At 69.0% G+C, this 15,200-nt stretch carries 12 protein-coding genes; 10 read left to right on the forward strand and 2 right to left on the reverse strand.

Going from position 1 to position 15,200, the window contains the following annotated elements; translation table 11 throughout:
- Positions 1 to 37 precede the first annotated feature (37 nt).
- Positions 38 to 349: a hypothetical protein gene (locus QHF83_RS19115; RefSeq protein ID WP_282419306.1), complete on the reverse strand. Its 312-nt coding sequence runs from the start codon at positions 347 to 349 to the stop codon at positions 38 to 40.
- The gene (locus tag QHF83_RS19120; protein WP_282419307.1) at positions 327 to 2,147 is read right to left on the reverse strand and encodes an OmpA family protein; all 1,821 of its coding nucleotides are present in this window, start codon (positions 2,145 to 2,147) and stop codon (positions 327 to 329) included. The genes QHF83_RS19115 and QHF83_RS19120 overlap by 23 nt, the downstream gene beginning before the upstream one ends.
- Before the next feature lie 305 nt (positions 2,148 to 2,452).
- Here QHF83_RS19120 and rpmH point away from each other — a divergent pair, with 305 nt between their 5' ends.
- The 10 genes from rpmH to QHF83_RS19170 all read left to right on the forward strand — a co-directional run bounded on the left by rpmH (position 2,453) and on the right by QHF83_RS19170 (position 15,199).
- On the forward strand, positions 2,453 to 2,602 hold the full coding sequence (rpmH, locus tag QHF83_RS19125) for a 50S ribosomal protein L34 (RefSeq protein ID WP_271917600.1): 150 nt from the start codon (positions 2,453 to 2,455) through the stop codon (positions 2,600 to 2,602).
- On the forward strand, positions 2,603 to 3,028 hold the full coding sequence (gene rnpA, locus QHF83_RS19130; RefSeq protein WP_282419308.1) for a ribonuclease P protein component: 426 nt from the start codon (positions 2,603 to 2,605) through the stop codon (positions 3,026 to 3,028). It abuts the gene before it with no gap.
- A gap of 121 nt (positions 3,029 to 3,149) precedes the next feature.
- A complete protein-coding gene (yidD, locus tag QHF83_RS19135) occupies positions 3,150 to 3,509 on the forward strand; it encodes a membrane protein insertion efficiency factor YidD (RefSeq protein WP_276073558.1) in 360 nt (119 codons plus the stop codon).
- 112 nt (positions 3,510 to 3,621) lie between these two features.
- Complete coding sequence (yidC, locus tag QHF83_RS19140) at positions 3,622 to 5,391, forward strand: membrane protein insertase YidC (RefSeq protein WP_282419309.1); 1,770 nt, start codon at positions 3,622 to 3,624, stop codon at positions 5,389 to 5,391.
- A gap of 22 nt (positions 5,392 to 5,413) precedes the next feature.
- Complete coding sequence (locus tag QHF83_RS19145; protein WP_282419310.1) at positions 5,414 to 5,959, forward strand: R3H domain-containing nucleic acid-binding protein; 546 nt, start codon at positions 5,414 to 5,416, stop codon at positions 5,957 to 5,959.
- Between the two features lie 183 nt (positions 5,960 to 6,142).
- Complete coding sequence (rplS, locus tag QHF83_RS19150) at positions 6,143 to 6,499, forward strand: 50S ribosomal protein L19 (protein WP_272422627.1); 357 nt, start codon at positions 6,143 to 6,145, stop codon at positions 6,497 to 6,499.
- Between the two features lie 361 nt (positions 6,500 to 6,860).
- A complete protein-coding gene (locus QHF83_RS19155; protein ID WP_282419311.1) occupies positions 6,861 to 8,129 on the forward strand; it encodes an FHA domain-containing protein in 1,269 nt (422 codons plus the stop codon).
- Between the two features lie 256 nt (positions 8,130 to 8,385).
- The gene (locus QHF83_RS19160; protein WP_282419312.1) at positions 8,386 to 10,578 is read left to right on the forward strand and encodes an FHA domain-containing protein; all 2,193 of its coding nucleotides are present in this window, start codon (positions 8,386 to 8,388) and stop codon (positions 10,576 to 10,578) included.
- Positions 10,579 to 10,629: 51 nt separating this feature from the next.
- Entirely contained in the window at positions 10,630 to 11,994 is a 1,365-nt protein-coding gene (locus QHF83_RS19165; RefSeq protein WP_282419313.1) for a protein phosphatase 2C domain-containing protein, read from the forward strand.
- Between the two features lie 106 nt (positions 11,995 to 12,100).
- Positions 12,101 to 15,199 (forward strand): FHA domain-containing protein, encoded by a 3,099-nt coding sequence (locus QHF83_RS19170; RefSeq protein ID WP_282419314.1) that lies wholly within the window; start codon positions 12,101 to 12,103, stop codon positions 15,197 to 15,199.
- The last annotated feature ends 1 nt before the right edge of the window (position 15,200 follow it).

Consider the following 15,200-nt stretch of genomic DNA (forward strand, 5'->3'; position numbering starts at 1 on the left):
TTCGACGGCCCGCGTGGAGCCGCGATGCATGCGGATTTCACTCGCCGCGAGGCCGATTCCGACAGAGCCCGACCTCGCACGTCCCGGACCCTTTTTCCGGCGTGCAGACACACTTTTCCACCGGCGCCGGCGCCCCGGACTGCGCGCAGCCCCGGGCGAAATCGGGGGCGCGCTCGGCGGACGGAGAGCACACGGTCACCTCGCTCCCGGAGTTGTCGTCGAAGTCCGTGAGGAACGTACAGGTGCACGCGTACGGCGTGCCGCGCTCCTTCTCGCACCCTGCGCCGAGGACGGCAGCAAGCGCGAGGAGGAGCGCGGCGAGGCCGCTACTGACTGGGGGGCGTGGCATCCGCCGCCTTGTCGCGGATGTGGAACTCGACGCGCCGGTTGGTCTGCCGTCCGGCGGCCGTGTTGTTGTCGGCGATGGGCCTGCGCGGGCCGAAGCCGGCGGCGCTCAGGCGATCCGCGGCGATGCCGCCCTTCTTGATGAGGTACTCCATCACGGCGTTCGCGCGATCGGACGAGAGCTTCTCGTTGAGATCATCCGAGCCGCGATTGTCCGTGTGGCCCTCGATCGCGAGGTGCTGGATCTCGGGGTTCACCTTGAGGAGGCGCACCACCTCGTCGAGGATCGGGTAGCTCTGCTGCAAGATGGTCGACTTGCCCGTCAAGAACTCGACCTTCTTCAGGATCTGGATCTCGTTCGAGCCGGTGACCCTGCGGATGAAGGTCGGGCAGCCGTTCTTCTCCGCGTCGGGGTTCGCGTCGCCGGGCTCCTTCGGGCAAGCGTCCTTCGCGTCGCTGATGCCGTCCTTGTCGGGATCGTCCTCGGGGCAGCCGTCCTGATCGTCGACCTTGTCGAAGTCCTCGGGCGTGTCGGGGCACTTGTCGACGTTGTCCGGGATGCCGTCGCCGTCGCGATCGGGCGGCTGCGGGCAGCCGTCGTCCGTGTTCGGCGGCTTGTGATCCTCGGGATCCGTCGGGCAGAGATCGATGTCGTCAGGCAACCCGTCCTTGTCGGTGTCCGCGCCGTGCTCGGCCCAGCGGCCCGTCTTGAAGCGCTTTCCAGGCGACGGCGGGTTCGTGTCCTTGATCGGGAACGCGTACCCGACGGTCGCGACGAGGCGGAAATCCGGCGCGTATCCAGGCGTGATGCGCGTGCCGCCGCCCACGCCGAGCCATGCGCGCTTCTTCTGATCGAAGGCGTAACGCCCCTCGAGCATCCACTCGATTGGCGTGTTGTCGACGTCGAAGAAGGTGTCGTCGGTGATGCCCGTCGAGCCGAAGATCTGCGCGCCGAGACGAAGCGCGCCGCCGCGCAGCGGCAAGAAGCCGCCGATGCCCCAGCGCCACTCGGAGCCGGACTTGAAGTCGTTCACGCCGCCCGCGGGCCGGAACTGGAGGCCCGTGTTGGCCACGAGAAAGAAGCTCTTGAGGTCGTACTCGACCGCGACCTGGAAGCCGCCGCTCGTGCTCTGATCGCCGCCGAACGAGTCGTTGTCGCCCGTCGGCACCCAGACCGCGCCTTCGAGGCCGAGCTTGAAGGTGCGCGCGGTGTTCCGCCAGAGGAGCACGCGCGCGTCGAGGCGCAGATCCATGGGCGCGACGGTCCGCATACTGACCGGCTGTGATCCCGAGACCTGCGCGAGGTACGTCGTGCCGCCGTCCTGGAAGAGGATGATCGGGAGGTTTGCCTGGAACGAGAAGCGCTCGAGGGCCTCGATGCCGACATCGAGATAGCTGATGAGCTGCGGGCCGACGGGCGCGCTGCTGCGCTGGCTGAAGATGCCGGCGTTCCGCGGATCGTCCTGGTGGTTCTCGATGCGGAACGGGTTCAGCGCGAAGCCCATGCCGAGCTGGCCGAAGAACCGCGTCTGCGGGTTGAACTGCGGGCGCCAGAGCCCGATCGCGTCCTCGGGCGCGCCGCCGATGAAGAGGCGATCGAGGTACATCGTCGACTGCTGCGCGTCGGCCTCGGCAGGCGCGAGGAGGCACGCCGCGGCCGCGATCGCGGCCGAGCAAGCCGAGGCAAGGCGGCGCAGGAGGGACGGGCGACGGGGCGTGGCCGCGCGCTCGTCGGAGGAGGTGCCTCCCGCCGCGGTGTCACCGACGGGCGGGCGGGCTCGGGGATGGTCGACTTGGGCCATGTCTTCGGCGTCTCCTCGGCGCGCGCACTGCGCGCGGAAGCGAGAGGCCCGGGTGCGCTTGCCGCGCGGTGGATCACCGGGCCCCCCCGTGCAAGCGGAGGCTACACCAGGCGTGCGGGCGCATGGAATGTCTTGCGATGTAGGGAGGAGCCTTGAGCACGAGCCCGTCTCCTCCCTTGCCGGACGGGTGGGATCAGGTCAGACAGACGACGCGCGATCCAGGGCGTTTCGCGGTCTTGACCAGCAGGCGGACCTGTGCTTTCTTTGCGCGCCCCGAAAAACGAAGGGTTCTGAAGGGTCCTACGATGAAGCGCACGTTCCAGCCCCACAACACCCGCCGCGCGCGTACGCACGGCTTCCGGGCGCGCATGGCCACGAGCGGCGGCCGCAAGGTGATCAACAACCGCCGGCGTAAGGGCCGCGCGCGCCTCGCCACGTCGATCTACAAGAAGTAGTTGCCTCGCCAGACATTCACGCGAGCGCAGCGCTTACGGCGTCGCCCTGATTTCTTGCGCGTTCAGGAGGGCGGCGCCCGGGTCACGACGCGCCACCTCCTGATCCTGATCGCACCCCGTCCCGACGATACGACCACACGCCTCGGCGTGGTGGCGTCGCGGAAGGTGGGGTGCGCCGTGCAGCGCAACCGGGCCAAGCGCCTGCTCCGTGAGGTCTTTCGCCTAAACGCGGCGTCGTTTCCGCGGGGCGTTGACGTCGTGGTGATCGTGCGTCCGGGCGTGGATGAGCTCGCCTGCGGGGAGCTCGAAGCGGAGGTTCAGGCGGTGCTACCGCTCGTGCGCAAGCGCGCGAGCGGCAAGCCGAACCCGAGCACGCAGGCGGACCCGAGAAACCGCTCCAGCGACGGGCGCAAAGGCGGCGCTTGACCTTGCAAGCGGGGACGCGGGCCCCCAAGCTTCGTCGCGATCTCGCGATGGGAGCCGCGGCCGACGCGCCCTGTCTCGCCACACCTCGCGCCCTCCGGCGTCGCCCGCCGCGCCCTGCATCATGCTGGCCAAGCTCCTCCTCCTCTTGATCCGCGTCTACCAGCTGACGCTCTCGAAGGTGCTGCTCGCGCTCTTCGGCCCTGTCTGTCGGTTCGAACCGTCGTGTTCGCGGTATGCCGCCGCGTGCATCGCGGGTCATGGCGCGCTGCGCGGGAGCTTGCTTTCAGTGAAGCGCCTGTGTAAGTGCCACCCGTTCCATCCGGGCGGCTACGATCCTCCGCCGCCTCCACGGATCGGCCGCTCGCGTACGGAAGAGCCCGCGCGGCACGGCCCGGATCAGAGGGTGGAAGGTACGAACCTTTCTTCCCACGACGCTCGACTTTCGCCGTGGAGCAGTGGCGCGGTCCATGAGGCTGGCTAGGTTCCTCTCGCATGCTCGCCAAGCGAGCGAGCCCGTCCGGGGGGATCAAGCGAGCACGGGGCGGGGCAAGGATCAGTAGGGTTTCACGGCAAGGAGATTGCCGAAGGATTTCATGGAACGCGGCAAAATCGCTCAGTGGGTGCTCATCGGCATCGCTGCCATCCTGTTCTGGCAGTTCGGCGGCAACCTGTTCGGCAAGGGCAACGAAGAGATCCAGCCGAACACGTTCTACGACGCCAACCGGCTGCCGGACGCCCAGAGGCAGCCCGAGCAGATTTGCACGATCAGCGGCGCGCGCTTCGAGGCCGAGCTGTCCTCGCGCGGCGGATCGCTGCGCCACCTTCGGCTCACCGATCAAGGCAAGTACTCGAAGAACGGCAAGCCGATCGATCTCGTGACGACCTCGCAGGAGTGGCGCCAGCCGCTGCGAACGGACCTGCGTTTGCCCGGGGTCGAGAAGCAGCAGACGCCGTTCGACAACCTCGACTGGAAGCTCACGGAGCAGGACGGCAAGTCGTGCACGTTCGTCTACGAAGACGCGACCTCGAAGCTCACGAAGGTCGTGCGCGAGACGGGCAAACCTTTCGAGCTCGAAATGACGCTCGAGGTGAAGAACCTCTCCGCCGAGCCGCTCAAGCACAGGCTCACGGTGGAGCAGACCTCGTGGCGCACGACCGAGGAGACGAAGGGCAGCCTCGGCCGCATCTCGGAGCACATGACGGACGTCGTCGCTGCGACGACGGAGAAGGTCGATCGCCTGCACGCCGACGCGTTCGAGCCGAAGGACTTCAAGGACAAGGAGTTCACGAACGAGTACTGGCGCCGTAGCCCCGGCGCCGCGAAGTGGGTCGCCGTGAGCAGCGTGTACTTCACGAAGGCCGCGATCCCGCTCGAAGGCCCCGCGCCGCTCGCCGAGACGCAGATCGAAGAGGACTGGAACCGCGACAAGTTCAACGCGGCGAACCGCGAGAACGACAAGGACACGCACGGGCACGTCTACCGCGCGCGCCTCGCGTACCCCGACGTCGAGCTCGCGCCGCAGGCGACGCAGACGTACAAGGTCCTGAGCTTCACGGGCCCGAAGGAGCGCGAGGTGCTCGCCGGGGTCGGCCCGGGCATCACCGAGGTGATCGATCTCGGCACGTTCTCGCCGATCGCGAAGGTGCTCGTCGGCTACCTGAAGATCCTCCACAAGGCCGTGGGGAGCTGGGGCTTCGCGATCGCGCTGCTCACGATCACCGTGCGCATGCTGCTCTTCCCGCTCAGCATCTCGCAGATCAAGAGCAGCGCGGCCATGCGTCGGCTCAAGCCGGAGATGGACGACATCAACGCGCGCTACAAGGAAGATCCGGCGCAGCGTGGACTCGCGCTCCAGGAGCTCTGGCGCAAGCACGGCGTGACGAACCCGGTGCTCGGGTGCATCCCGGTGCTCTTGCAGATGCCCGTGTGGTTCGCGCTCTACCAGGCCCTGCAGACGGCGGTCGAGCTCTACCACGTGCCCTTCCTGTCGGCCCGGATCATCCCGGATCTCTCGGACAAGGGCGAATACTTCGTCATCCCCGCGATCCTCGGCGCGTCGAGCTTCTTCCAGCAGAAGCTCATGCCGCCGCAGGGCGACCCGATGCAGCAGAAGATGATGCAGTACATGCTGCCCGGCATCTTCGTGGTGATGATGCTCTACCTGCCCGCAGGCCTCGGCGTGTACATGCTGACCAACACGTGGCTCGGCATCGCCCAGCAGGTCGCGGTCGAGCGCTACCTGAGCCGCAAGACGCAGGGTTCCGCCGGCATCGAGGTGCGCGAGAAGCCAGAGAAATCTTCGGGCGACGAAACCAAGTCGGCGCCTGCTCTTGGAAAGGGAAAGGCACGTGTCCGTGGATAATGGAGCTCCCGGGAAGACCAGCGTGAACGCCGAAGGCACCCGGCACGACGACGAGCGCGACGAGCGCGTCGCCGAGACAGCAGCAGTCCCGTTCGAGGAGGATGGTCGCGCCGATCAAGCGCTCGACTTCGTCATCGATACGCTCGCCGCGATGGGCATGGACTGCACCGTGGACCTGCTCGAGAACGAGCCGGAAGATCCGCCCGAGGAGATCCGGCTGGAGATCGAAGGCAGGGACGCCGGCCGCATCATCGGCAAGAAGGGCCAGACGCTCGCCGCGCTGCAGTTCCTCGCCAACCGCGTGATCAACCGACCCGGCAAGCAGCGCCGCCACGTGATCATCGACGCCGAGGGCTACCGCGCCCGCCGCGAAGAGACGCTCACCTCGATGGCCCGGCGCCTCGGCAAGCAGGCCGTCGAGGAGGGGAAGATCATCACGTTCGAACCGATGAACCCGCAGGATCGCCGCGTCGTGCACCTCGCGCTCGCGAAGTTCCCCGGTGTCGTCACGAAGAGCGACGGCGAAGGCGACGCGCGCCGCGTGCAGATCATCCCCGTTCGTCGCTAGTTGCCGCGAACGGATCGTGCGGGGCGGTGAGTTCGTCGCCCCGCGATCCACCGCATCCACACGCTCCATGATCGGTTGACAGCGTGGGGACGGTATGCATAATGCCGCTCCCTCGTCGTCTCCGGCAGGCGTGGAGCCGTTTGCCCCAACAGCCGGGACCATCCCCAGTCGAAGGACCGCGCCATGCTCACCTCGAACGTACTTGCGAAGATCGAAACCCCGCAGCTCCGCGAGGGGCTCCCGGAGTTCCGGGTCGGCGACACCGTCCGGGTCCACTACCGCATCGTCGAGGGCGAGAAGGAGCGTATCCAGGTCTTCCAGGGCGTCGTTTTGAAGCAGCGTCGGGCTGGTGCGCGCAGCACCTTCACGGTCCGCAAGGTGAGCTTCAACGTGGGCGTGGAGCGTATCTTCCCGACGCACAGCCCCCGCATCGACAAGATCGAGGTGGTCTCGCGCGGCGTCGTTCGTCGCTCGCGCCTGTTCTACCTCCGCTCGCTGGCCGGCAAGGCCGCCCGCGTGCGCGACGCCAAGGACGGCTGATCCGGAAGGCCCCACCTCGGGGCCTCCCGCTTCCGCTCTCTCCCGCTCTCTCATCACGAAGGGTGTCCCAGGGCCAATCCAGCCCAGGACACCCTTTCGTTTTTCAACCGCTCGCGGCCCCGGCTCCACGTCTCGCCGCGCCGGGCCCCGCTTCCTTTTGCGCATCGGCAGCAGTCCTTCGTCGCGCCGGGAGTCCTTCCCGCGGCCCCTGGGATGTGCTGCGCTGCGTCGTGCTCCGAGGTGCCTCGTCCACCCCCCGCCGAGGGAAAGAGCACTTCTTCTTGATCCTCGGTCCGGCCCCCACGGTATGCTGCCGCCGAGGCGGACGAGGTCTTTGGTCCGTCAACACGAGAAGGACACTATGAACTGCCCGCGTTGCGGCGCGCCTGCCACACCCGCCGACAAGTTCTGCGCGATCTGTGCCTCTCCGCTCGGGCCCTCGGCGCCCGGCGCCTTCGGTCCTCCTCCGCCCCCTCCCGCCTTCGGGCAAGCGCCGGGCTTCGGGCCTCCGCCGGCCCCGCCGGGCTTCGGGCCGCCTCCCGAGCCGCCGGGCTTCGGACCGCCCCCGCCGGCTCCCCCCGGCTTCGGCGGCGGCTTCGGGCCGCCCCCCTCGCCCACGGCGAACCCCAGCGCATTCGGGCCTCCTCCGCCCCCCGCGTTCGGCGCGCCGCCGCCGGCACCCGGTGGCTTCGGTCCGCCTCCGCCGCCCCCCGCATTCGGACCTCCGCCGGCGGGTCCCGGTGGCTTCGGTCCGCCGCCTGCGCCGCCTGGATTCGGCCTGCCTCCCGAGCCGCCCTCGCCGCCGGGCGGGTTTGGCCCGCCGCCTGCGCCGCCTGGATTCGGCCCGCCTCCCGAGCCGCCGGCGCCCGCCGGCTTCGGTCCGCCGCCCGCGCCGCCTGGATTCGGCCCGCCTCCCGCGCCTCCGGGCTTTGGTCCGCCCCCCGAGCCGCCGCCGGCGCCTGCGGGGTTTGGCCCACCGCCTGGGCCGGCCGGCTTTGGTCCGCCGCCCGCGCCGCCTGGGTACGGGCCGCCGCCTGGGCCGGCAGGCTTCGGTCCGCCGCCCGCGCCGCCCGGGTACGGACCGCCGCCGGAGCCCGCGGTCGGTGGCTATCCGCCGCCTCCGGGACCTCGGCCGTTCGGCCCGCCGCCGATGGCGGACAAACCCGAAGGGTACGCGCCGCCGCCGAAGCTCGAAAGTGGCTTCGATCTGAAGGAGCCGCAGCGGCGCGCGAACGCCGCGACCGCGGCCCCGGGGAATCCTCTGCCGACGCCCGGTCGGCAAGGAGGCGCGCCGGAGGGCCGCCGCGCGCTCGCAGGCTTCCTGGTGAGCTACCAGGACGATCCGCTCGGCAAGTTCTGGCCGCTCTGGCAGGGCAAGAACTCGGTCGGCCGCGCGGACACGGGTCAGAAGGTCGACGTGGAGATCGCGCACGGCACGACGTCCACGAATCACGCGACGATCGACTGCGAAGGTGGGAGGTTCATCCTGAGTGATCTCGGCTCGACGAACGGCACCTTCCACAACGAGGAAGCCATCGGCTTCAAGGGCAGGCGCGAGCTGCGTGACGGCGACAAGATCCGCTTCGGCGGCTTCAGCGTCATCACCTTCATCGTGACCGCTCGGACCTAGGGGTCGCGCGGAGAAGCCCCGTGCGGAACGCCCTTTTCACCCTACCCAGCTCCTCGACGAGATGACGCCCCCGCGCGCTCGCGTCGCCCGAGGCAGCCGTCCCCCGCGCTCTCCGCGCAGGGCGGACGCGCTTCGCTGCCTCGACGCGCGAGAGCACGCGGCGGCCACGCTCGCGGACCGTGCGCGTGCGCGGAGGTGCCCGTCACCCCGCGACAGCGCCGGCTCGCCGAGGACCCCCAATGTTGGAGGCTCAAGCATGAACCCGTTGCCCCACGGAGCCGCCGGCGCAGTCGCTCGATCTGCGCGCAAGAAGGCTCCCCTGTTCGCGCTCCCCGCGCTCGCAGCGCTCGCGGCGATCCTCTTCGCCGCCGCGCCCTCCTTCGCCGCTCCGGAGGCGAGGATCCTCCGCATCGATCCGCGCACGAGCACGGTCGACGGCTCGCCCGTGCTCACGACCGTGATCGATCTCGTCCAGAACAAGCGTTTGTCGGACGCGACACGGCCCTGCGCGGCGCTGAACGGCGACGCGTTCAACGATTGCGTGTCGAACGCGATCGAGCAGCCGAACGCGCTCTACTCGTCGTTCGACTTCCCCGAGAAGAACGCGGTGCTCAGCGTCGTCGTCGACGGCTCCGACACCGCGGCCCGGTTCGAGTCGAAGGCGCGCTGGGGCGAGAGCACGAGCCAGCCCGGCGTGGGCACCGCGTGGCTCATCCTCATCGACGCGGCGTCCTCGATGGGCACGCGCTTCGACGAGGCGAAGTCCGTCGCGACCGCGTTCGTCAACGCGATGGGCCCGAACGACATCGTCGACGTGATGTTCTTCAACGACAAGAGCGTCGTCGAAGATTCGAAGTGGGTGAACAACAAGCAGACGGCGCTCCAGACGATCGCGAGCGTCAAGAACACGTTCCCCACGCAGGGCCGCACGCGCCCGCTCTTCAACATCATCAAGACCGCGGCCACCGACGGCTTCCGGGAGCTCGGCAACGTGGGCACGAACGTCGTCGTGCCCATGCACCAGGCCATGGTGGTGCTCTCGAACGGCGCGGCAGGCGCCGATCCGAGCTCGACGGCCGCGGCCTCGAACCTGCTCAAGGACTACCTCACGAAGGGCCGCTTCCCGGAGAACAACGAGGTCCTCCCGAAGACGCCCGTGCCGGTCATCTCGATCTGGTTCCCGAGCAAGCTCGTCGAGGAGTTCACCGCGAACTCGCGCGAGTTCATGGAAGGGCTCGCGAACACCGAGATCGGCGGCTTCTACAGCATCGTGCGCGACAGGCAGGAAGCGCGCGCGGTGAACATCGTCAACGCCGTCCGCTCGCGCTTCAACAAGATGCACATCGTCAAGTGGCGCGTCTCGTGTGTCGCGCTGAGCTTGACGCAGACCATCCGCCTCGCGTTCCTCAACACCGATCCGCTGATCGCCGGCGACGCGACGTTCCAGAACGTGCCCGTCGGCATCGATCCCTCGCAGTGGCCGCTCGACATCGATCGTGAGGCCACCGAACGCGCCGCGGCGAAGGATCCCGTGTATCCCGGCGGGACCGTGAAGGTCTTCGGCAACTTCTGCTGGGGCGGCAACACGCAGCGGGCCGAGCTCTACATGGTTCCCAAGAACCAGCCCGCGCCCGCCTCGCTCCAGGGCGGCAGCATCGAGGACGCGAAGAAGGCCCAGCGCACGCTCATCGAGCAAGGCATGCGCGGCAAGGCCACGACGGCCGGCGAGAGCATGGTCGAGTTCGAACTGCCGAACACCGACAAGTTCCTGGCGGGCAAGGGCGAGCAGATGACCGCGCGCCTCATCGTCTACGACAACCAGGCCAAGCGCACGAGCGCCATCACCGCCGACAAGATCATCACGGTGAAGGCGAAAGAGGCGCCGCTGCCCTACTTGCTCATCGGCGGCATCACCTTCGGCGGCGTGGTCCTCGTCCTGCTCGTCGTCTCGATCTTCCGCAGCGGCGGCAACAAGCGACGCGCCGGCGCCGCGCCCACGACGGCCCCGCGCCCCGCGGGTGGCCCGCCCGGCCCGATGGGCGGCGGCTACGCGCCCGCCGTGCCCATGGGCGGCGGCGTGCCCGGCATGGGCGGCCCCGACTTCGGCGGCGGCTACGGTCCTCCTCCGATGGGCGGCGGCTCCGTCGGCGGCTCCGCGAACCGCGCGGTGCTCTCCGGCTCGCTCGGCATCTTCACGTTCAACCCGGGCACGGAGATGCGCGTCGGCCGCGACGCCGCGACGTGTCAGATCGTGGTGAACGAGCCGCGCGTCTCCGGCAGCCACGCCGTCATCAAGTTCGAGAACGGCCAGCTCTTCGTGCGTGACGAGAACTCGAACAACGGCACGAGCATCAATGGCAACCGCATCCCGCCGCTCGTGTGGACGCCTGTCCCGCCCGGCTCGATGCTTCGCTTCGGCCCCATCGAGTTCAACGTCCGTTTCGAGTAGTCTACGCTCGAACGACCGTCGTCCCGGCCCCCACCCCCCGGCCCTTCTGCGATGAGCCAACCCCAGGCCCTCGGCACCCGCGTCCGGATCGAGTTCGCCCAGGCCAGCGATCCTGGCCGCGATCCGAACAAGCAGGTCAACGAGGACTCGTGCGGGTACGCCGAGACGCGCTTCGGCCATCTCGTCGTCCTCTGCGACGGCATGGGCGGGCACTACGGGGGCCGGGAGGCGAGCCGCACCGCGATCGCCACGATCTTCGAGGTCATCGATCAGGCCCCGACCGGCGCCACCGCCGCGACGGCACTCAAGGCCGCGATCGAAGAAGCCGGACGTCGCGTCTACCAGCTCGGCGGGCCGCCCGAGAACCGCGGGCGGCCCGGCTCGACCGTCGTGGCCATGCTGATCGGCGATCGCGGCCTCGACGTCGCGCACGTCGGTGACAGCCGCGCCTACTGCATCCGCGCGGGCCAGATCTACCCGCTCACGCGCGACCACTCGATGGTGCAGGGCATGATCGACGCCGGCATGCTCACCGAGGCCGAGGCCATCGGGCATCCCGACGCGAACAAGATCACGCGCGCGCTCGGCATGCGCGCCGAGGTCGAGGTCGAGGTCCGACCCGAGCCGATGGAGATGTTCCCGGGCGACATCTTCCTCCAGTCGAGCGACGGCCTCACCGACCTCGTGCTCGGCGTCGACATCCTCGGCTCCGTGCGCCAGGCGCTCAACTCGGGCGCGCTCCCGCACGCCTGCAATCAGCTCGTCAACCTCGCGAACGATCGCGGCGGCCACGACAACATCACCGTGCAGATGGTGCGCATCGTGGAGCTCGCGCCGCGCGCGTCGCACACGATCCCGCAAGCGCCCGCGATCGCGCCGGAGCCCGCGGCCTCGCGGCCTGCGCCTCCGCAGGAGACGCGACCGATGGCCGCGGTCGACACGGCGGCCGCCGCGGGAACGAAGCTCGGCTTGCCCCCGCCCGTGCCGGTCCCCACGTTGCTCTCGCCCAGCACGTCCTCCGCGGCCCCGACCGCGCCCGAGCAGGGCGGCCTCCCCTTGCCGCCGCCTTCGCCTTCGTCGCCGGGCTTCGCGCCGGTGCAGCCGACGGCCGTCGATCGCCCCGTCGCGCCCTCGCCCACGATGCCCGAGCAGCCGCGCCTCGCGCCTTTTGCGGCCCAGCTCCCCTTGCCGCCGCCTTCGGCGCGTTATGCGCCCCCGCAGGCCACCCAGGTCACGGGCCAGGGTCCTTCTCCCACGCATCCGCCGGAGGTCCCGAAAGCCGTCCCCTCCGCGCCCTTGTCCGCGCCGGCCGGCGCGCGCCCTTCCCAGGCGGGCATCGTGTACGTGATCATCGGCATGTCGGCCGTGATCGCCGTGCTCTTGCTCCTGCTCATCTGGGCTCTTTTCCTGCGCTGAACAACGCTGGCGAACGCCGCCCCGGCGTGCCTATCCTGCTCGCGTCACGCGAAGCGCGGCCGTCCCCGTTGCTCTCCGCGGACGTTCGTGGTGAAAGGTAGCCCGCATGGTCCCCGGCTTTGGCAAGCAGACCCTCACGATCGGCAGCGCTCCCACGTGCGACGTCGTCATCGCGGATCCCAGCGTCGCGCCCGAGCACGCGCGCCTCGTCCATCAGGGCGGCGGCAGGCTCGTGTTCATCGGCGGCGGCGCGGCCCCCTCGTTCGCGAACAACCGCCAGCTCGCCCCGGGTGAAGAAGTCCCCTTCGACTTCCGCACCCAGTTCGTCGTGGGCCGCGCGCCCGTCCCGCTCAGCCACCCCGCGATCATCCTCTCGATCATGGCCACGGGCAATACGCCCGCGCCCGCGGGCCAGCACGTGATCGGCCGCGATCCGGCGCGCGCATCGCTCGTCATTCAGCATCCGAGCGTCTCGAGCCAGCACGCCACCGTGATGCTCGATCGCATGCTCGTCGTCGACAACGGCTCGACGAGCGGCACGTACGTCGGCACCACGAAGATCCAGGCTGCGCAGCCCGCGCCGATCGATCCGAACGGCGTCGTCGCGTTTGGTCCCGTGCCCGTCCCTGTCGAGCTCCTCGCGCGACTCGCGCAGGCTGCGCGTGGCGGCGCGCCCGTCGTGAGCGGCGCGTATGCCCAGCAGCCCGCGGCGCCCATGCCGCAGACGAACGTCTCGATGCCGCAGCAGGGCTACCCGCCCGCGCAACCGCAGGGGTATCCCTCCGTGCAGCAGCAGCAGCCGCAGGGGTATCCGCCCGTCTCGGGCGCGGCGCCGGCGGCGGGCGCTCTCCCTTCGGGCGCGCCGCAAGCGGGCGCCCCAGGCAAGAAGAACAAGACCGTCCTCGGCCAGCTCGACTTCGCGGGCCCGAGCGGCGGCGGACAGAAGAGCATCGGCCGCACGCCCGACAACGACATCGTCATTCAGCACCCGCAGGTCTCGAGCCGCCATGCGCTCGTGCACCAGATGAACGGGCAGCTCTTCGTCGAGGATCGCGGCAGCGCGAACGGCACCTACGTCCGCGGCCAGCGCATCCCGCCGGGCCAGAAGATCGGCATCCAGAGCGGCGAGAAGTTCTTCATCGGCCCGATGCCGCTCCAGATCGAGCTCGGCTCCTCGGGCGCGGTCCAGGTCGTCCAGGAGGAGTACTCGGCCGATCGCTGGGCGGGCAAACCGCTCTACGAGATCGAAGCGTGGAGCCTCGTCCTCGAGGTCCCCGATCGTGACAACCCGAGCGAGATGAAGCGCCTGCTCGACGACGTCTCGTTCAAGGCGTTGCCGGGCGACATGATCGCGCTCATGGGCCCTTCGGGCGCGGGCAAGACGACGCTCTTGCTCACGTTGAACGGCTACCTCCCGCCCACGAGCGGCGTCGTCCGCATCAACGGCGAGGACCTCTACAACATCTACGACAACCTTCGCGGCTCGATCGGCTACGTCCCGCAGGACGACCTCGTGCATCCCGAGCTCACGGTCTTCGAGGCCGTGAAGTACAGCGCGAAGTTCCGCCTCCCGCCCGACTACTCCGAGGAGGAGATCGACGCGCGCGTCGAGCAGACGATCAAGGACCTCGGCCTCGAGGGCGTGAAGAACCTCCAGATCGGCAAACCCGAGAAGAAGATCCTCTCGGGTGGTCAGAGGAAGCGCGTCAACATCGCGCTCGAGCTCGTCACCGACCCCGTCATCCTCTTCCTCGACGAGCCTACCTCCGGCCTCGCCGCCGACGACACCACCGCGCTGATCACGCTCTTGCACGACCTCACGAAGGCCACGGGCAAGACGATCATCATGACGATCCATCAGCCGGCGAAGGACGAGTACGAGAAGTTCTCGCACGCGCTGATCATGGGCTACGGCGGCGTGCCGATGTTCTTCGGCTCGACGCAGGGCGAGTCGTACCGATTCTTCGGCTCGTGGAAGGAGCGGCAGGGCCAGCGCAACGACATCGACAACCCCCGCGACATGTTCGAGATGATCGCCTCGCGCGAGAAGTCCATCTACGACCAGATGCGCGCGCGGGATCCGAACGTGCCGCGCGGCCATGCGCGCAAGACCGCCGCGCTCGAGTGGCGCCGCGAGTACTTCAGCGATCAGAACCCCACGTACCGCAAGATGTACACGGGCCGGCGCGAGATAGGCGCCGGCCAGGGACAGCGCGCGATCCCCGAACGACGCGCGACAACGAAGGGCCAGCTCGGCCTTTTGCTCTCACGCTACTTCAAGACGAAGATCCGAGACACGGCGGGCACCGTCATCATGCTCGCGCAGGCGCCGATCATCGGCATCCTGCTCGCGATCGTCTTCGGCTGGCAGGAGAAGGCCGTCCCGGCGTGGTGCCTCGGCGCGCTCCAGGAGCTCGGCAAGAAGTTCGGCGGCAACACGAACACCGGCGACGTCTTGAAGAACATGACGGCCACCGCCGACAACACCGGCGCCATCTTCTTCCTCGTCGTCGCCTCCGTCTGGTTCGGCACCTCCAACGCGGCGCGCGAGATCGTCAGCGAGCGGGCCATCTACATGCGCGAGCGCATGGTCACGCTGGGCCTGCTCAACTACGTCCTCTCGAAGTACATCCTGCTCGCGTTCTTCTGCATCATCCAGTGCACGATCCTCCTCGCGATCGTGTTCTTCACGCTCGGCTTCCACGGCGGCCCCGCGGCGTTCTTGATGCAGCTCGCCTCGCTCGTGGCCACCTCGCTCGCGGCCGTCGCGCTCGGGCTCCTCCTCTCGACCGTCGTCGAGTCGTCCGAGGCGGCCATGGCCTTGACGCCCATCGCGCTCATCCCTCAGGTCGTCCTCGGAGGGCTCATGGTCCCCATGACGACGGTGCCGCACTTGAAGCCCCTCATGATGATCATGCCGGCCCGCTGGGGCTTCGAGGGCTCCATCGTCCACGAGCGCCTTTCGCTCAAGGAGGATCCCTCGTGGGTCATCGACCTCGGCCGCACGGAGAGCGCACCTGCCGACTTCATCGAGGCTGGCAAATTCAAGTGCTCGATCGCGCAGATGGCCTCCGACACCCTCGCGGGCGGCTGGGGCTTCACGAACTACGAGAGCACGTGGCTACCGTTCGCGGTGCTCGGGGGCTTCACGATTTCCCTCGTCGTCGTCCTTTGCGTCATCTTGAAGCGCCGCGATCCGGTATGAC

This window comes from Polyangium sp. 15x6 (genome assembly GCF_029960785.1).
Classification (GTDB): Bacteria; Myxococcota_A; Polyangia; order Polyangiales; family Polyangiaceae; genus Polyangium.